The organism is Pseudomonas sp. D3-27, assembly GCF_051132165.1.
Classification (GTDB): domain Bacteria; phylum Pseudomonadota; class Gammaproteobacteria; order Pseudomonadales; family Pseudomonadaceae; genus Aquipseudomonas.
Map to the genome: position 1 here is coordinate 257,113 of NZ_CP071667.1, position 17,919 is coordinate 275,031.

At 61.2% G+C, this 17,919-nt stretch carries 16 protein-coding genes; 11 read left to right on the forward strand and 5 right to left on the reverse strand.

Annotated features, from left to right (window positions below; translation table 11 throughout):
* Window positions 1-84: 84 nt before the first annotated feature.
* Complete coding sequence (locus J3P92_RS01135; protein ID WP_420767163.1) at window positions 85-1,227, forward strand: MFS transporter; 1,143 nt, start codon at window positions 85-87, stop codon at window positions 1,225-1,227.
* 74 nt (window positions 1,228-1,301) lie between these two features.
* On the opposite strand, the gene J3P92_RS01140 is transcribed toward J3P92_RS01135, so the two are convergent.
* Window positions 1,302-2,867, reverse strand: a complete 1,566-nt coding sequence (locus J3P92_RS01140) for a phospholipase D family protein (protein ID WP_434649672.1) — start codon at window positions 2,865-2,867, stop codon at window positions 1,302-1,304.
* Window positions 2,868-3,141: 274 nt separating this feature from the next.
* On the opposite strand from J3P92_RS01140, the gene J3P92_RS01145 reads away from it, so the two are divergent.
* The 3 genes from J3P92_RS01145 to J3P92_RS01155 all read left to right on the forward strand — a co-directional run bounded on the left by J3P92_RS01145 (window position 3,142) and on the right by J3P92_RS01155 (window position 7,044).
* Window positions 3,142-3,792, forward strand: a complete 651-nt coding sequence (locus J3P92_RS01145; protein ID WP_434649674.1) for a DUF1120 domain-containing protein — start codon at window positions 3,142-3,144, stop codon at window positions 3,790-3,792.
* A gap of 133 nt (window positions 3,793-3,925) precedes the next feature.
* Entirely contained in the window at window positions 3,926-4,630 is a 705-nt protein-coding gene (locus J3P92_RS01150) for a fimbria/pilus chaperone family protein (RefSeq protein ID WP_434649676.1), read from the forward strand.
* Window positions 4,630-7,044, forward strand: a complete 2,415-nt coding sequence (locus J3P92_RS01155; RefSeq protein ID WP_434649677.1) for a fimbria/pilus outer membrane usher protein — start codon at window positions 4,630-4,632, stop codon at window positions 7,042-7,044. Before J3P92_RS01150 ends, J3P92_RS01155 begins: the two co-directional genes overlap by 1 nt.
* Before the next feature lie 39 nt (window positions 7,045-7,083).
* Here the strand turns inward: J3P92_RS01155 and J3P92_RS01160 are convergent, their stop codons facing one another.
* On the reverse strand, window positions 7,084-8,514 hold the full coding sequence (locus J3P92_RS01160; protein ID WP_420767168.1) for a PLP-dependent aminotransferase family protein: 1,431 nt from the start codon (window positions 8,512-8,514) through the stop codon (window positions 7,084-7,086).
* 181 nt (window positions 8,515-8,695) lie between these two features.
* Here J3P92_RS01160 and J3P92_RS01165 point away from each other — a divergent pair, with 181 nt between their 5' ends.
* Window positions 8,696-8,941, forward strand: coding sequence for a DUF1127 domain-containing protein (locus J3P92_RS01165; RefSeq protein ID WP_420767169.1), 246 nt, complete (start codon window positions 8,696-8,698; stop codon window positions 8,939-8,941).
* Window positions 8,942-8,987: 46 nt separating this feature from the next.
* On the opposite strand, the gene J3P92_RS01170 is transcribed toward J3P92_RS01165, so the two are convergent.
* A complete protein-coding gene (locus J3P92_RS01170) occupies window positions 8,988-10,301 on the reverse strand; it encodes an NAD(P)/FAD-dependent oxidoreductase (protein WP_434649679.1) in 1,314 nt (437 codons plus the stop codon).
* Between the two features lie 146 nt (window positions 10,302-10,447).
* Here J3P92_RS01170 and J3P92_RS01175 point away from each other — a divergent pair, with 146 nt between their 5' ends.
* Window positions 10,448-10,801: a YkgJ family cysteine cluster protein gene (locus tag J3P92_RS01175; protein ID WP_420767171.1), complete on the forward strand. Its 354-nt coding sequence runs from the start codon at window positions 10,448-10,450 to the stop codon at window positions 10,799-10,801.
* A gap of 5 nt (window positions 10,802-10,806) precedes the next feature.
* Here the strand turns inward: J3P92_RS01175 and J3P92_RS01180 are convergent, their stop codons facing one another.
* Window positions 10,807-11,295, reverse strand: coding sequence for an Lrp/AsnC ligand binding domain-containing protein (locus J3P92_RS01180; RefSeq protein WP_003206849.1), 489 nt, complete (start codon window positions 11,293-11,295; stop codon window positions 10,807-10,809).
* Window positions 11,296-11,449: 154 nt separating this feature from the next.
* Here J3P92_RS01180 and dadA point away from each other — a divergent pair, with 154 nt between their 5' ends.
* The 5 genes from dadA to J3P92_RS01205 all read left to right on the forward strand — a co-directional run bounded on the left by dadA (window position 11,450) and on the right by J3P92_RS01205 (window position 17,291).
* Window positions 11,450-12,754 (forward strand): D-amino acid dehydrogenase, encoded by a 1,305-nt coding sequence (gene dadA / locus J3P92_RS01185; RefSeq protein WP_420767172.1) that lies wholly within the window; start codon window positions 11,450-11,452, stop codon window positions 12,752-12,754.
* 128 nt (window positions 12,755-12,882) lie between these two features.
* Window positions 12,883-13,956 (forward strand): alanine racemase, encoded by a 1,074-nt coding sequence (gene alr / locus J3P92_RS01190; RefSeq protein ID WP_434649681.1) that lies wholly within the window; start codon window positions 12,883-12,885, stop codon window positions 13,954-13,956.
* Window positions 13,957-14,084: 128 nt separating this feature from the next.
* Window positions 14,085-14,633, forward strand: coding sequence for a cupin domain-containing protein (locus J3P92_RS01195; RefSeq protein ID WP_030138196.1), 549 nt, complete (start codon window positions 14,085-14,087; stop codon window positions 14,631-14,633).
* A gap of 184 nt (window positions 14,634-14,817) precedes the next feature.
* Entirely contained in the window at window positions 14,818-15,231 is a 414-nt protein-coding gene (locus J3P92_RS01200; protein ID WP_434611694.1) for a c-type cytochrome, read from the forward strand.
* Between the two features lie 137 nt (window positions 15,232-15,368).
* Entirely contained in the window at window positions 15,369-17,291 is a 1,923-nt protein-coding gene (locus tag J3P92_RS01205) for an acetyl-CoA hydrolase/transferase C-terminal domain-containing protein (protein ID WP_434649683.1), read from the forward strand.
* Window positions 17,292-17,346: 55 nt separating this feature from the next.
* Here J3P92_RS01205 and J3P92_RS01210 read toward each other — a convergent pair whose 3' ends face one another.
* Window positions 17,347-17,919 carry a xanthine phosphoribosyltransferase gene (locus J3P92_RS01210; protein ID WP_420765163.1) on the reverse strand — a complete coding sequence of 191 codons (573 nt, stop codon included), beginning with the start codon at window positions 17,917-17,919 and terminating at the stop codon, window positions 17,347-17,349.

Here is a 17,919-nt window from a genome sequence, read left to right on the forward strand (position 1 = left end):
GACGACATCGTTGAATGTCGCGCCGCCATCGCGAGCAAGCTCGCTCCCGCATTGGTTTTGAGTGATTGCTACAGGAGCAGGTAAATGCGTTGGGCGACTTATTTCGCCGTGTTGGCGTCTGTCCTGAGTGTCGGCCTGGCCCTGGGCGTGAGCATGCCGCTGGTGTCGCTGCGCCTGGAGGGCTGGGGTTACGGTTCGTTCGCCATCGGCGTTATGGCCGCCATGCCGGCCGTTGGGGTGCTGGTCGGGGCCAAGGTATCGAGCCGACTGGCGGCGCGCTTCGGCACGGCGGCATTGATGCGCCTGTGCCTTTGGGGCGGGGCGCTGTCCATCGGGTTGCTGGCGCTGTTGCCCAGTTATCCGGTGTGGTTGCTGCTGCGGCTGTTGATCGGCGTGGTCCTGACGCTGGTATTCATCCTTGGCGAGAGCTGGATCAACCAATTGGTCGTCGAACAATGGCGCGGCCGGTTGGTCGCGCTGTACGGCAGCAGCTATGCGTTGAGCCAACTGTCCGGTCCGTTGCTGCTCGGCGCCCTTGGGACCGACCACGACTATGGCTTCTGGGTGGGCGTCGGCCTGCTGCTGGTCTCGCCCTTATTGTTGCTTGGCCGTAGCGGGGCGCCCAGCAGTGAAGCCAGCAGTGTCACCTTCAAGGATCTCTGGGGCTTTTGCCGGGGCTTGCCGGCGATTGGTTGGGCCGTGTCGTTGTTCGCCGCCTTTGAAGCCATGATCCTGACGTTACTGCCCGTCTATTGCTTGCGCCAGGGCTTCAGCGCCGATGTCGCACTGGCGATGGTCAGCACAGTGGTGGTCGGCGATGCCTTGCTGCAATTGCCCATCGGTGCCCTGGCCGATCGTCTTTCGCGTCGCTCGCTGTTCACTGGCTGCGCGGTGGTCTTGATGTTGTCCAGCCTGGCAGTGCCGCTGCTGATCGACACGCTCTTCATCTGGCCGCTGTGGGTGCTGTTTGGTGCCAGCGCGGGAGGGCTGTTCACCTTGTCGCTGATTTTGATCGGCGAGCGTTATCGCGACGATGCGCTGGTCCGGGCCAACGCTCATATTGCCCAGCTTTGGGGCATTGGATGCCTGGTTGGACCTTTGTTGGCGGGGGCGGGCAGCCAATGGATCAGCGGGCACGCGCTGCCCCTGTTCATGGCTGCGGGGGCGTTCGGGTTGGTGATTCTGTTGTTGCGACAAGGCGCGTTCGGAGCGACACAGCCCGCCTGAAGTTAGAAGAGGCCGGCGACGAGGGAGCTTGCTCCCTCGCCACAAAGGCGGACTGCCAGAAAAGCAGTCAACCCTCAGAGCATGCTCTCAAGCCCGATCGTCGTGGCGAACCAGGCATTGAACCGGCGCCACCAACTGCCTGGCTCGCGGTCCAAGTCGTGTAGCTTGCCGTTGTCTTCGGTGGTCCATACCATTCTTCCCTCTTCAAGCCGCGCTTGATAACTCAGGGTCGGCGCCATCCCCTGTAACGCCAGCTCGCGCACCTGGTCGGCAAGCTCCGGGCTGTCCACCAGGACACCGACCTCGGTGTTCCACAGGACCGAACGCGGGTCGAAGTTGAACGAGCCGATGAAGGACTTCTGCCCGTCGAAGATGATCGCCTTGCTGTGTAGGCTGGAGTCCGACTCGCCGTAGGATTTGCTATAGAACAGATGTGGGCTGCTGCCATTGTCGCCCGGCTGTCGTCGCAGTTCGAACAGGCGCACGCCGTGCTGCAACAGGGCCTTGCGATACGGCGCGTAGCCGCCGTGAACAGCGGGCACATCAGTGGCTTCCAGGGAGTTGGTCAGCAGACTCACCGATACGCCGGCATCGGCGCGACTGGTCAGGTACACCAGGCCCGGCTGGCCGGGGACGAAGTAGGCCGAGATCATGATCAATTCCTTGCTCACTCCGGTCAGCTCCGGCCCCAGTTGCGTTGTCAGCAGCAATTGGGGGTCAGGCTCATCCCTTGACAGTACTTTGCTAGGCGCGTCCCACAATGCCTGGTTCCAGGCCCAGATCAATTGACTGCGCCAGGTGTCCAGGCGTGGCTGGGTCTTGTAGGTGGTCAGCTGTTGATACAGCGCCTGGTTTTCCTTGTGCGTCTGATCAAGGGACGCTTGCAGGCGCAAGCGGCTGTCGGCCAAGTCCTGGGCAGTGGGCCGATGGGACATGAACTGCTCGATGGGCTTGCTCAGGGCGCTGTTCCAATACTGGTCGAAGCTATGTCCCAGCTGCTCGGCCACCGGCCCGACGCCGAGCAGGTCGATGTCGGTGAAGTTCAGGTTGGGTTCGGCATCGAAATACTCATCCCCCAGGTTTCGGCCTCCGACGATCGCCATGCTGTTGTCCGCCAGCCAAAGCTTGTTGTGCATCCTTCGATGCTGCAACGACAGGTTGAACAGCCGCCCGAGGCCGCGGGTCACGCCGGTGGCGCGGCCAAGATGCAAAGGGTTGAACAGGCGGATCTGGACGTTGGGGTGGGCAGCGAGCGTCGCGATGGTCTCCTCTTGCCCGTCGCTGGTGGTGTCATCCAGCAAGATGCGCACGCGTACGCCCCGGTCGGCGGCCTTGAGCAACTCGTCCACCAGCATTCGCGTGCTGATCCCGTCATGGACGATGTAGTACTGCAAGTCCAGGCTGCTTTGAGCGTTGCGGATCAATTCGGCCCGGGCGGTGAAGGCCTCGGAGCTGTCCGACAGTAGACGAAAGCCCGAGCGGCCCTCGTGAAGAGCGGCTTGGGCCTGGACTGAGCGACCGAAGGTCGAATGCTCCGCCGCTAGCGCCTGGCTGGGCTCGCGAGTGATATCCAGGCTCGCGCAGCCGCAGAGAGTCGTGGCGAGCAACAGAGCGAATGTCAGGGGAACGTGGGGTTTCAAGTCGAATCATCCCGGGTCGTTGCGAAGGAGTATGGCACGGCTTTTTGATCCGTCATGCCTGCGAGATGCGATGCCCCTTGGGTGTGGGACACCGCCTCCAAGGCCAAGAGAGCCACGCGTTTTGCTGAAAAACATGGCGCGTCGAGGAGCCTTTTCCTACAGAAAAATCCCATCTGGTAGGCAACGATACGCAGGCATTGCTGCCGGTGGCTGGTTTCCTTCCCTGATAGCCATCGCATGACTCCACTCCCTCCCATTCCACAGGTAAGTAATCATGAAAAAAATATTCCTGGCCAGCATGCTGGCTGCTGCTTCCACGCCCATGATCGCCCAGGCGGCCAGTGTTGATTTGAATGTAACTGGCCGGGTCATTCCGACCTCCTGCGTTCCGGCATTTGCCGGTGGTAGCGATGTCAACCTAGGCCGGATTTTTTCGTCCACCCTGGCCCCCGATCGGCAGAACGATCTTCCTCAGCGGGACGTCAGCCTGCAAATCACCTGCTCCGCTCCGGCGGCCGTGGAAATTGCCGTGACTGACAACCGCGGTGCTTCCAAAGTGCCGGGCCTGTCCTTCAACGGAAGCCGAGGCGATGATCTGTATTACGGCCTGGGTAGCACCCAGGGGGTCGGCATCGGTGGTTTCGGTTTGTTGGGTGGCCAGCCTCGGGCCGACGGCGCTTGGCAGTCACTGCTGCTACGAACGGCGGCCAATCCGGGCTGGAGCGTGCCGACCAATGGTTTGGTGACCAATGCGCCAACGACTTACTCCTGGGGGGGTAGCCCGGCAGCCGGTCCCGCACCGGCTCGTCTTCACACCTTCCCGATGAAAGTCGCCGCGGTCATTCGCGCCACGTCCGAATTACCGGCTACCACCGATGACTTCGATCTCGACGGTTCGGTTACGTTCGATGTGTTTTACCTCTGACTCCTGGCGCATGCGACGCGTGATGCGCGTCTGAAGGGCTATCGATTCGCCTGAGGAGCCGTGCTCCTGCGGGTAGGTTTGATGCCGACGAGACGTGCCTGGCATGTCTCGGTCGGTGCCTCTGGAGATTTCCATGTTTGTTCGAAATTGCTCGCTGTGGACGAGTGCGATGGCAGCGCTGTGCCTGCCATTCATAGGCCTTGGCGCCCAGGCGGCCGGAATGGTCCCGGAAACGCCGGTTGTGATTGTCGACCAGGGCATAGGGGAGGCGACCCTGAATGTCAGGAATACGGACGATCAACCGGCATTGCTCTATAGCGCTGTCCTTGACCTTCCGCAGGACAAGGAACCGTTGCTCCTGGTCAACCCTCCCGTGGCTCGACTGGAACCCGGCCAGAGCCAGCAAGTGCGTTTTATCCTTCACAGTGCCGCTGTCTTGCAGACGGAGCGGCTCAAGCGCGTCGTGTTCGAGGGCATCAAAGCGCGTCCGGCGGCGAGCGGCGCACAAATCTCCATGGGCGTGCGCCAGAACATCCCGGTGATTATTCGTCCGGCTGGCCTGGCAACGGAGCGAATGCCTTGGAAATGGCTGGTCTGGAGCGCCAGGACCGGTGAGATAAGCGTGAGCAATCCCAGCCCCTATGTTGTGAGGCTGGCACGGTCGGTGAGTCTGATTCCCGGTGGTGCAACACTGGATATCGGCCGTACCTATATCCTGCCGGGGGAAACGCTGGCGTTCGCCACGCCATCGAGCCTGGGCACACATGTCCGGTTGTTCCCAGCCACCACCTACGGGTTTGCCGCTGGTAGCCACGACGCACGCTTGAGCTTGCAGTAGTGGGCCTGGGTGTCTTCTGGCGGCCTGTCGGCAGCCTGGTCCTGATGTCGATTGCCTGGACCGAAGCCTCGGCACAGGCGTCCGATGAATTTGACCGTTCGGTGCTCGAAGCCCGGGGGATCGATCCGAATGTCGCCGAGTACTTTCGCAGCGCCGCGCGGTTTGCCGCAGGACGCAACCGCGTCGCCCTGAATGTCAATGGCGTACCTTCCGGGCAGATCTTCGTGACGTTCGATGACGAAGGGCAGTTGTGCGCCGATGCGAACTTGTTTGAGCACGTGGGAGTCGCCGCGCCGTCGAACGTGAATCCAGGCGTTGATGAGGCGCTTTGCCTGTCTGCCGTACAAGCGTTGGCCGGCTTCCAGGTGCAGCTTGATCCGGGACAGAACCTGGTTTCAGTGGTGGTGCCCGCCGACTTGCTGGCGACGCCAGGGCAGCGTCCCGGCGGCTGGGACTCCGGAGGGGTGGCGGGTGTGTGGAATTACGATGCTCTGGTCATCGACGGTTCCGCTGCGGGGCAGTCCAGCCACTATCGCAGCTTGGGCACTGAGCTGGGTTTCAATGCCGGAGATTGGGTCGTACGCAGCCGCCAGAATTACACGTCGTTCCAGGGCGTGACGCGTTTCGAGACGCTGTACACCCAAGCATCCAAGACCTGGGAGCGATTTGGCGCGCAGGTGCAGTTGGGCCAGTTGAACATGCGTTCCTCGTTGTTTTCCACGGGCCCGTTCACCGGGGTGCAAATCTTCCCGGAAACGGCGCTTTCCGCGGATGCGGGTGGGCTGGGCGCGGGATCCGAGGTCCAAGGGTTGGCCTATTCGACGGCCCGAGTCGAGGTCCGTCAGAGTGCCATCGTGATCTATACCACTCTGGTCCCCCCCGGGCCGTTCACCTTGCGCGACCTGCCGCTGATCAGTGATAGGTTGGATCTGGAAGTCAGCGTGTTCGAAGAAAGCGGTGAGCGTCGCGACTTTCATGTGCCTGCCGCGCAAGTGCGTCCCGCGAGACTAGGCACCCTGCCCAGTTATGGATTGGCGGCAGGCAGGATCCGGCAGATCGGGCGTGACCATGACACCCCGTCATTTTTTGCCGCCAGCCGGGACTGGCGATGGGGCCCTCGGACGCAGACGAGCGCAGGGTGGATGGGGGCCGACGGTTACCAATCCATTGGATGGGGCGTTTCTCAAGCGCTGACCCCAGCGACCGTGCTGACCCTGCAGCAGCTCGGTTCACGCACGACACGAGGCATCGGCGGCCAAGAGATCCAGGCCACACTCAACACGACGCTGGGCGACGGGCTATCGGTCGGTTTGACAGCGGGCCAGCGCAGCCCTGGGTTTCGATACTTGTCTGAGGCCGGGCGTGATGCCGTTGGAGGTGACCCGTTTGCCCGCGCGGCCAATCACTGGAGCCTATCGCTGAGGAGAGCGGATCCGGCATGGGGTGCGCTGAGCGGATCATTGGCTCGCTATCAGGGCGGGGGTGGAAAAGCTCATTCGAGGGTCAGCGCGGCATGGTCGCGGGGTTTCGACTGGGCGACGTTTTCGCTGAGCCTTGAACACGACAGGTTTGAGCAAGCGGGTAGATCAGGTGCGTTCGTCAACGTGGGTGTGCCCCTGGGACGCAACCGAAGAATAAGCACTTCTGTACGTTACGATGATTCGAGAGGAGTGCGCAGTGGCGCACGTTATTCGGAGCAGGTCAGTGACAGCCTTGGCTATAGCATCGGTGCCGATCGCTTCGCCGACGACCGGAACGACTTCAACGCCAGGCTTAACGCCGTGCCCCGTTATACCAGCGCAGAACTGGGGTATTCCCGGAGCAGCGCCGGCGCGCGCCATTATGACCTGACGCTACGCGGGGGGTTGGCTTTGCACGACGAGGGCGTGACGCCTTCGCCGTATCCGCTGCGCGACACGTTTGGCCTGCTCAAAGTCGGCGACTACGCCGGAGTCAAGATTGGAACGCCCCAGGGGCCCGTCTGGACCGATGGAGCCGGGCGTGCGGTGGCGGCTGAACTGCCGCCTTACCAGGCGAGCCGTGTTGAAATCGACACGGTTAGCCTCCCTCGCAACATTGAGGTGCCAAATGGTTACCAAGAAGTGCGGGCAGCGCGCGGCGCTGTGCCGCGGCTCGACTTCCAGGCCGCCAGGGTTCGTCGCTTGTTGCTATACGTGCGCAACGAAGAGGGGGTGCCCATGGCCAAGGGCCTTGGGGTTTACGACCACGCGGGTCAGTACTTGACGACGGTGGTCGATACGGGCCTGGTATATCTGGAGGATGCCCCTGTCGTGGCAAAACTCTCTATAGCGCTTGCCGATGAGCAAATCTGCCGCTTGGAAATCGATACTCGCCAGATGCCGGCATCCTCAGCGCCTATTGATCGTCTTGAGGTGGCTTGCCAGGTTGGCTGAGCGTACCTGCACCGCCGATCATTCAGTGAGCGATGAGCTTCATTGGACGTTGGCGACATCGCTCAACAGCTTGCTCGCGGCGGCACCCACCTTGCGTACAGCATCTTCGATTTGCGCCGTTGGCTTGGCAGCGTAGTTCATGCGCAGGCAATTACGGTATTTGCCAGATGCCGAGAAAATACTGCCGACCGCGATCTGGACCCCTTGGTCATGAAGCATGCGGTTGAGCTTCAGCGTATCGAAGCCTTCCGGCAACTCGACCCAGAGCATGAAGCTGCCACGAGGGCGGCTGGCGCGGGTGCCCTGGGGGAAATATCGGCTGACCCAGTCCATCATTACGTCGCGATTGCGCTGGTATTGCCCGCGCATGCGGCGTAAATGCGGCTCGAAATGACCAGCCTTGAGAAACTCGGCAATAGCGATCTGGGGCTGCGGCGCGGTAGATCCCGTGCTGATGTACTTCATGTGCAGCACCCGTTCCAGATAGCGGCCGGGAGCAACCCAACCCACTCGCAGGCCCGGCGCCAAGGTCTTGGAAAAAGAACTGCAGAGCAGGACGCGCCCATCTTCGTCGAAAGACTTTATGGTGCGCGGACGCGGGTAGGTGTAGGCCAGTTCGCCATACACATCGTCTTCGATAATCGCCACATCAAAGCGCTGTGCCAAGGTCAGGAGGGCGCGTTTGTTGGCCTCGGGCATGATGTAACCCAACGGGTTATTGCAGCTAGGGGTCAACTGTATGGCCTTGATCGGCCATTGCTCCAACGCCAGTTCCAAAGCTTCCAGGCTGATGCCAGTGAGTGGGTCGGTGGGGATTTCCAGGGCTTTCATGCCCAGGCCCTTCAGCGTCTGCATGGCGCCATGGAAGCTGGGTGAATCCACCGCGACGATGTCACCTGGCTCGCAGGTGGCGCGGACGCTCACTGACAGCGCTTCGTGGCAGCCGGTAGTGACAATCAGATCGTTGGCGCCCAGTTGGCAGCCGGAGTCCAAGGACAGCCGGGCGATCTGTTCCCGCAGTTCCAGGTTGCCATAGATGTTGTCGTAATACAGGCCGGGCATGTCTTGCCGTCGGCTGATCTGCGCCAGGCTGCGAAGTAATGGCTTCATGGTTGGCGAATGGATATCCGGCATCCCGCGACCCAGCTGCACCACGTCTTTGCGCGGTACGGCGCGTATCAGTTCCAGCACTTGGTCCCATTGTGAAATGTCCACCGGGCGCTGGGCTGGACGGCCCACCGCCGGCAGGTCCGGCAGTTCCCGGCTGACCGGCACGAAATAGCCAGACTTGGGTTTCGGCATTGCCAGCCCGCTGTCCTCCAGCACGCGATAGGCCTGCTGGACCGTGCTCAGGCTGACCCCGTGTTCGGTGCTCAAGGCGCGCACCGACGGCAGCCGGTCACCGGGGCGGTAGAAGCCTTGTTCGATACGGGTGCCGAGCAGCTCGGCGAGGTTCACGTACAGCGTCATGGTGCGTTCTCAGTGAAGTGGGAAAGCGACAACCAATACAGTTGCGGCGCAAAACTTCGATTCAGTGCCGAAAACGCCGATTCTGTATGCTTATAAAAGACATCGCCTGAATCTGTATTGCTTTTGGCCGTCCGCGCATCATGAAAGCTCTGGCTACCCAAGTAAACAGGAGCGATCAAAAATGAACGGCTTGAGCGATGTACGGCTGACGTTACACAGTCAGGAACTGGCGGCTGGGCAGGAAAAGGAGCTGCGCAGCGGGGCTTTGCGCAATGCGCCAGCCGGCCTGAGTCGCTGGGGACTGTTCTGGCATCGTTTGCATACACGCAAAGCCCTGTTGGACATGTCGACCGAACAGTTGCGTGATATTGGACTGAGTCGGGAGCAGGCGCGGGCGGAAGGCTTGAAGCCGTTCTGGCGGATTTGAATCGATAAGAAACCTGTGGCGAGGGAGCAAGCTCCCTCGGCCCCTGTCACACCAGTTCTTTCAATCTATGCCACAACATCCCCAATGCCAGCAGCGGTGAGCGCAAATGTTTGCCCCCTGGGAATGTTATGTGCGGCACCTTTGCAAAAAGATCGAAGCCACCTCCCTGTTGCCCACTGATTGCTTCGGCCAGCAGTTTGCCCGCCAGGTGCGTGGCGTTTACGCCATGGCCCGAGTAGGCCTGAGCGTAATACACGTTCGGCTGACCCTTGAGGCGGCCGATCTGTGGCAAGCGGTTGGCGCCGATGCCGATCATCCCGCCCCATTGATAATCGATTTTCGCGTCCGCTAACTGAGGGAAAACCTTGAGCATTTTCGGACGCATATAGGCGCCGATGTCCTGCGGATCGCGCCCGGAATAATGACAAGCCCCGCCGAACAACAAGCGGCGATCCGCCGAAAGCCGGTAATAATCCAGCGCCACCCGCTGATCACAAACGGCCATGTTCTGCGGTAATAGCGCATGTGCCTGAGTTTCGCTCAACGGCTCGGTCGCGATGATGTAGCTGCCGGCCGGCAGCACTTTGCCGCTCAACTCCTGGTTCAAGCCATTGAGGTAGGCGTTGCAGCCCAGCACCAGGGTATTGGCGCGGACCGAGCCGTGCTCGGTATGTACTTTTACTTGATGGCCATAGTCGATGCGGGTGACGGCTGATCGTTCGAACAGTCGAACTCCCAATTGCTGGGCCGCCATGGCTTCTCCCAGCGCCAGGTTGAGCGGATGCAGGTGACCCGAACCCATGTCGACCAAGCCGCCAACGTAACGATCCGAGCCCACCACGCTGTGCATTTCGTCAGCGCGCAGCAGTCGGGTCTCGTAGCGGTAGCCCAGGCTGCGCAATTCTTCGGCGTCTTCGGCGAAGCCCTCGAGGTCGCCGGGTTTGTTCGCAAGGTCACAATAACCCCAGGTCAGGTCGCAAGAAATCTGAAAGCGCTCGACTCGTTGTCGGACGATTTCCACCGCCTCAAGCCCCATCAGTTTCATCTGACGGACGCCGTCGTTACCGACGACCGAAGCAAACTGGTCGAGGCCGTGCCCAACGCCGCGAATCAACTGGCCGCCGTTGCGTCCGCTGGCACCCCAGCCAATTTTATGTGCTTCGAGCAACACCACGCTCATCCCGCGCTCGGCCAGTTCGATGGCCGTGTTCAACCCGGAGAACCCGCCGCCCACCACACAGACGTCCGCGATCAGCTCGCCTTGCAACACCGGATGGTCCGGCTGCGGCAGGCTGCTGGCGGCGTAATAAGAGGCGGCGTGCGCGTGGCTCGGGACAGGTTGCTGAACACGGGCGTTCATGTGCGTAATCCTGATTGATGTGTTTGAGAAATTTTACGGAGCATAAGCCGTGCTTTCCTCCATCGGCAACTCTGGTCGGCTGACGCTGTCTGGCCTGCGCCTTTTGAGGCAGAATCCAAGGCTGTCCCGACCCGGTACTCGCCTCGATGAGCTGCAACAGCCAAAAAATCCGCACGCTGCGTCAGCAGATCCCTACGTTTGAGTGCGTGCCGGGCTGTCACGACTGCTGCGGCCCGGTGACCACCTCGCCCGAGGAAATGTCCCGGCTACCGCGCAAGACCCGCGCCGAACAGGACGCCGCCATGGAAGCGCTCGATTGCGTGCACCTGGGGCCGAACGGTTGCACGGTCTACGACGAGCGGCCGTTGATCTGCCGTCTGTTCGGCACCACGGCGACCTTGCCATGTCCCAATGGTCGACGGCCGGTGGAGCTGATCCACCCGCGTGTCGAGAAGCAGATTCATGAGTACATGGCGAGTACCCGGCAGGTGTTGGTCTAGGCCTCTCAATCCGGGATCGGCAGGTTCAGGCTCTCCTTCACTTCTTCCATCACGATATAGCTCTTGGACTCACGCACGTGGGGCAGCTTGAGCAGGATGTCGCCCAGCAGCTTGCGGTACGAGGCCATCTCGGAAATCCGCGCCTTCACCAGATAATCGAAGTCGCCCGACACCAGGTGGCATTCCAGGACGTGTGGCAATTTCAGCACTGCGCGTCGGAATTCTTCGAAGGTATCGCCGGACTTGTAGTCGAGGCTGATCTCGACAAACACCAGCAGGCTGCCCTTCAGGTGCTGCGGATTGAGCCGGGCGTTGTAGCCCATGATGATGCCTTCGCGCTCCAGGCGCCGGACCCGCTCGGTACATGGCGTGGTGGAGAGACCGACCTTTTCGCCCAGTTCGGTGAAGGAAATCCGCCCGTCCGCCTGGAGGATGCGCAGAATGTTGCGGTCGATCTTGTCCAGCTCGCGCTTGGTCTGGGTATTGGTACGCACAGGTGATGCGCCTCCATGAAAAGGGTTTTTGCCGAGAATTCTCGCCAAATATAGGGATTTATATAGTGAAAAGCACTGGCTGATCTTTTTTACACTGCGCCCATCTAAGCTTTGTACAACAAACGTCAGCGGTCATCCGCGATGAGGATTCAACATGCGCGTTCTGGTCTTGGGTAGCGGCGTCATCGGTACCGTCAGTGCTTACTATCTGGCCCGTGCCGGGTTTGAAGTGGTGGTGGTCGACCGTCAGCCGGCGCCGGCCATGGAAACCAGTTTCGCCAACGCCGGCCAGGTGTCGCCGGGTTACGCCTCGCCGTGGGCCGCGCCAGGTGTGCCGCTCAAGGCCATCAAGTGGCTGTTGCAGCGTCACGCGCCGTTGGCGATCAAGGCCACTGCCGACATCGATCAATACCTCTGGATGGCGCAGATGCTGCGCAATTGCACTGCCAGCCGCTACGCAATCAACAAGGAGCGCATGGTCCGCCTGTCCGAGTACAGCCGTGACTGCCTGGACGAGTTGCGCGCCGAGACCGGCATTGCCTACGAGGGCCGCAGCCTGGGCACTACTCAACTGTTCCGCACCCAGGCCCAGCTCGATGGCGCGGCCAAGGACATCGCCGTGTTGAAGGAGTCTGGCGTGCCGTTCGAAGTGCTCGACCGCGCAGGCATCGCCCGGGTCGAGCCGGCGTTGGCCAACGTCACCGACATCCTCGCTGGTGCGCTGCGCCTGCCCAATGACCAGACCGGCGACTGCCAGATGTTCACCACCCGCCTGGCGGAAATGGCTGTCCAGCTCGGCGTGCAATTTCGGTTCGACCAGAATATCGAGCGCCTGGATTTCGCCGGTGACCGCATCAACGGCGTCTGGATCGACGGCAAGCTGGAAACAGCCGACCGCTACGTCCTGGCCTTGGGCAGCTACTCGCCACAGTTGCTCAAGCCCCTCGGTATCCGCGCGCCGGTGTATCCGCTCAAGGGCTATTCCCTGACCGTGCCGATTACCGACCCGGCGATGGCGCCGACCTCGACCATTCTCGATGAGACCTACAAGGTCGCGATCACCCGGTTCGACAACCGTATTCGCGTCGGCGGCATGGCCGAAATCGCTGGATTTGACCTTTCGCTGAACCCGCGTCGGCGCGAAACCCTGGAGATGATCGTCAACGACCTTTATCCTCGGGGCGGCGACCTGGCCCAGGCCAGTTTCTGGACAGGCCTGCGCCCAACTACACCGGACGGCACGCCTATTGTGGGCGCTACCCCGTTCAAGAATCTGTTCCTGAACACTGGCCACGGCACCCTCGGTTGGACCATGGCCTGTGGTTCCGGTCGCCTGCTGGCGGACCTGATGGCGAAGAAAAAGCCACAGATCAGCGCCGAAGGCCTCGACATTTCCCGTTATGGCAGCAAACCCCAGGAGTCCGCAAAACATGGCAATCCAGCGCCAGCTCACCAATGACTGCTTGAGTGTTTCGGCCGCGCTGCCCTGACAGCTGTCAAAACTCTCCCTCTCCCGGCGCTGTTGGTGGTTGATGCTGTCAGCCTGCGCCGGTTTTTTTATCCATGACTGCCTAGAAGCGTGCCGCCATGCGTCCTGCCCGTGCCCTGATCGACCTCCAAGCCTTGCGTCATAACTATCAATTGGCCCGCGAAGTCACGGGGGCCAAAGCCCTTGCGGTGATCAAGGCCGACGCCTATGGGCACGGGGCGGTGCGCTGCGCCGAAGCCTTGCAGGAAACGGCCGACGGGTTTGCCGTGGCCTGTATCGAAGAGGCCCTGGAGCTGCGAGCGGGCGGTATTGGTGGACCGATCCTGCTGCTGGAAGGATTTTTCGAGGCCGATGAGCTTGCCTTGATCGTCGAACATGATTTCTGGTGCGTGGTGCATGCGTTGTGGCAACTCGAAGCGATCGAGCGCGCGACGCTGGGCAAGCCGATCACGGTCTGGCTCAAGCTCGATTCGGGTATGCATCGGGTCGGATTGCATCAGGACGAGTTCCAGCCGGCGTATCGTCGCCTCCTGGCCAGTGGAAACGTGGCGAAGATCGTATTAATGAGTCACTTCGCCCGTGCCGATGAACTGCATGACCCCAGCAGCCTGCAACAATTAGCGGTATTCGAGCAGGCCCGCCAGGGCCTGATGGCAGAGGTCAGCCTGCGCAATTCTCCGGCGGTGCTGGGTTGGCCGCAGATCCCCAGCGACTGGGTGCGGCCCGGCATCATGCTGTACGGCGCAACGCCTTTGGAGGAGGCCAATGCCGTTGCTTCGCGCCTGCAGCCGGTCATGACGCTGGAGTCTAGAATCATCAGCGTGCGCGAGCTTCCCGTCGGCGAGCCCGTGGGTTATGGCGCACGCTTTGTCACGGCGCAACCGACACGCGTGGGCGTGGTCGCCATGGGCTACGCCGACGGCTACCCGCGCCAGGCGCCCAACGGCACGCCGGTGCTGGTGGACGGGCAGCGTAGCCAACTGGTCGGGCGGGTATCGATGGACATGCTGTGCGTGGACTTGACCCATATCCCCCAGGCCGGGCTCGGCTCCACGGTCGAGCTATGGGGCAAAAATGTCCTCGCCAGCGACGTGGCGATGGCTGCCGGCACGATTCCCTACCAGATATTCTGCAACCTGCGGCGGGTGCCAAGGCTCTATTCCAAGGGGTGAGGCTGAGCGCGATCTACCGAAAGTCGCTTCACCGCACAGGATTCGGGCCAAAGTGTTGTAAATACTGAACGCTGTCGCCATGATAACGCTCACTTTACACACAACCTGATTCCCTGGAGGCTCCAGCATTGGACGTCGGTGAACGACTGCAATCCATTCGTAAACTCAAAGGCCTTTCCCAGCGTGAACTCGCCAAGCGCGCGGGCGTCACCAACAGCACCATTTCGATGATCGAGAAAAACAGCGTGAGCCCCTCGATCAGCTCGCTGCGCAAGGTCCTTGGCGGGATTCCCATGTCCATGGTCGAGTTTTTCTCCGAAGAAATCCTCCAGGAGAAACCGACTCAGATCGTCTACAAAGCCAACGAACTGATCGACATCTCCGATGGCGCCGTGACCATGAAACTGGTGGGCCGGGCGCATCCGAGCCGGGCGATTGCGTTTTTGAACGAAATCTATCCGCCTGGCGCCGACACGGGCGACGAGATGCTCACCCACGAAGGCGAAGAAACCGGGATCCTGGTGGAAGGGCGGTTGGAATTGGTGGTGGGCGCCGAAACCTTCGTGCTCGAAGCCGGTGACAGCTACTATTTCGAAAGCACCAAGCCCCACCGCTTCCGTAACCCGTTCGACGTGCCGGCGCGACTGATCAGCGCAGCCACACCGGCCAATTTCTAGACCAAGAGGCGCCGAGCCCGCAGGGGCAAAGGCGCCCGAAGGTTGGCCTGTCATGACAAACAAGACCCTTGCGACTTTGGGGTTGTTTCGGAGTGACAGGCTTACCGCTATACTTGCGCCCGCCTGCAAACCGTGGCCGCAGGCGTGACTAGCCACCATTGAGGGTGTACGCGTGAACCTAATTATGAAAATGCTGGCTGCACCAGCAACCGTATTGGCCCTATGGGCTGCGAGCGCTCAAGCGGCGCCCAACGATGACATCGCCAAGCGCCTTGAACCCGTCGGCCAGGTTTGCGTCCAGGGCAAGGAATGCAAGGGGATGGAAGTGGCTACAGCGGCGGGCGGTGCCGGCGGTGCCAAGGCGCCAAAAGACGTCATTGCCAAACATTGCAACGCTTGCCACGGTACTGGTCTGCTGGGCGCGCCGAAAATCGGTGACAAGGCAGCCTGGAAAGAACGCGCCGACCACCAGGGCGGTCTCGATGGCATCCTGGCCAAGGCCATCACGGGCGTCAACGCCATGCCGCCTAAAGGCACCTGCGCCGATTGCACCGATGATGAACTCAAAGGCGCCATCAAAGAGATGTCCGGTCTGTAACAGGCATTCATCTTCCGCAAAAAAGCCGCTTACGAGCGGCTTTTTTGTGCCTGGGATTTTTTTCCGGACTGGTCATCGCAACCAAGACCCGGCAAGCTCGGTCCAACCCACATTCATGGAATGTCCCGGAGGGTCGGATGGTGCAGTTGTGTTCAATCGAACAGGCGGTGGATGACGTACTCGAGCGTCTGCCCGCGCATATCCACCTCGGCATGCCCCTTGGGCTGGGCAAACCCAATCTGTTCGCCAACGCGCTGTACCGGCGCATCGCGCAACTGCCCGAGCGACAGCTGACCATTTACACCGCCTTGAGCCTGGGGCGGCCGACCTTGGGCGATGGGTTGCAGAAGCGCTTCCTCGAACCCTTCGTCGAACGGGTCTTTGGCGATTATCCCGAACTCGATTACCTGGCCGACCTGCAGCGCGACAGCCTGCCGGCCAATATCCGCGTCCAACAATTCTTCATGCAGCCCGGCAGCCTTTTACACAGCGCGTCGGCCCAGCAGGACTATGTCAGCAGTAACTACAGCCACGCGGCCCGGGACATCAACGGGGCAGGCTTGAACCTGATCGCCCAACTGGTGGCGAGCGACCCGGAGCACCCGGATCGCCTTAGCCTGAGTTGCAATCCGGACATTACCCTGGATCTGTTGCCGATGATCGCCAAGCGGCGCGAGGCGGGGGAGACCATTCTCCTGGTGGGCCAAGTCCACAGCGACTTGCCGTACATGCCCGGTGACGCGGAAATCGGCATCGATGGCTTCGACTTGTTGATCGACGAGAAGGACAGCCACACGTTGTTTTCCACGCCCAACATGCCGGTGGGGTTCCAGGATCACTTGATCGGCCTGCATGCCAGCACCCTGGTGCGCGATGGCGGTACGTTGCAAATCGGCATCGGCTCCATGGGCGACGCACTGACAGCGGCACTGCTGGCGCGCCAAGCCGATAACGCCGGTTACCAGGCTCTGTTGGCGGAACTGAACCTCAGCCAGTGGGCGCAATTGATCGAGCGCGAAGGCGGGGTCGAGCCTTTCGCCAAGGGGTTGTATGGTTGCAGTGAGATGTTCGTCAACGGTTTGCTGGTGCTGGCGGAAGCAGGAATTATCCGGCGCAAGGTCTACCCCGACGAGCCGACCCAGGAGCGGGCCATTGCCGGAACCCTCGACGAGGCGGCGCAACCCGATGGCATCTGCATTCATGGCGGATTCTTCCTCGGCCCGCGCAGTTTCTACGAGCGCTTGCGCGAGTTGCCGCAGAGCCGTCTGCTTGAATTCAACATGACGCGTATCAGCTACATCAACGAGCTGTACGGCCAAGAGCAGCTCAAGCGCTTGCAGCGCCTCGATGCTCGGTTCATCAACACGGTCTTCACCATGACTTTGATGGGCGCGGGAGTGGCTGACCAATTGGAAAACGGGCGGGTGCTCAGCGGCGTCGGTGGGCAGTATAACTTCGTCGCCCAGGGCCACGCGCTGGAAGGGGCGCGTTCGATACTGCTGTTGCGTAGCTGGCGGGAATCGGGAGGGGTGGTCAGTTCGAACATTGTCTGGGAATACGGTCACTGCACGATTCCACGCCATTTGCGTGACATTGTGGTAACCGAGTACGGCATCGCCGACCTGCGGGGCAAGACCGACGCCGCGGTGATCGAGGCGTTGCTGAACATCAGCGATTCACGCTTCCAACCCGGATTGATCGAGCAAGCGCAAAATGCCGGCAAGCTGCCGAAGGACTTTCGCCTCGATCCACGCTTTGCCGACAACACCTCGGAGCGTTTGCAGGGGATCCAGGCGCGGCATCCCAACCTGTTTCCGGAGTACCCGTTGGGCTGTGATTTCGATGAGGTCGAGCGGGACTTATTGCGGGCGCTGAATTGGCTGAAAAGCAAATTCAAGCTCACCGAGATCCTGGATCTGGGCAAAGCCGCCCTGGATGCGCCGCAGCCCTGGGAATATGCCGGGCATCTGGAGCGAATGCAGCTGACGAGCCCGGAGGGGCTGAAGGAAGAGCTGTATCAACGGCTGTTGCTGGCGGGGCTCAAGGCGACCGCGCCTTAGAAATCGACCATCCCCTGTGGGAGCGAGCAGGCTCGCTCCCACAGGGGAATGGGTATTAGTCGAGGAAGGTCACAACCCCACCCGCCAACGACTTCACCCGGGCCAACGATTCGACGCGATAGCCCTGGGCATCCAGTTCGGCGCGGCCGCCCTGGAACGACTTCTCGATCACGATCCCCAGCCCGGCGACGGTGGCGCCGGCCTGCTTGATGATGGAAATCAGCGCCTGGGAGGCTTTGCCGTTGGCCAGGAAATCATCAATGATCAGCACGCGGTCGCTGCTGGTCAGGTGGCGCGGGCTGATGGCGACGGTGCTTTCGGTCTTCTTGGTGAAGGAATACACGGTGGCCGACAGCAGGTTCTCCGTCAGGGTCAGGGACTGTTGCTTGCGGGCGAAGATCACCGGCACGCCAAGATTCAGCCCGGTCATGATCGCCGGGGCGATGCCCGAGGCTTCGATGGTGACGATCTTGGTGATGCCCGAATCCTTGAACAGTGCGGCAAATTCATCACCGATCAGCTTCATCAACTGCGGATCGATCTGGTGGTTGAGAAACGCATCGACCTTCAATACCTGGTCGGACAGCACGATGCCTAGCTCTCGGATTTTCTGGTGCAGGGCTTCCAT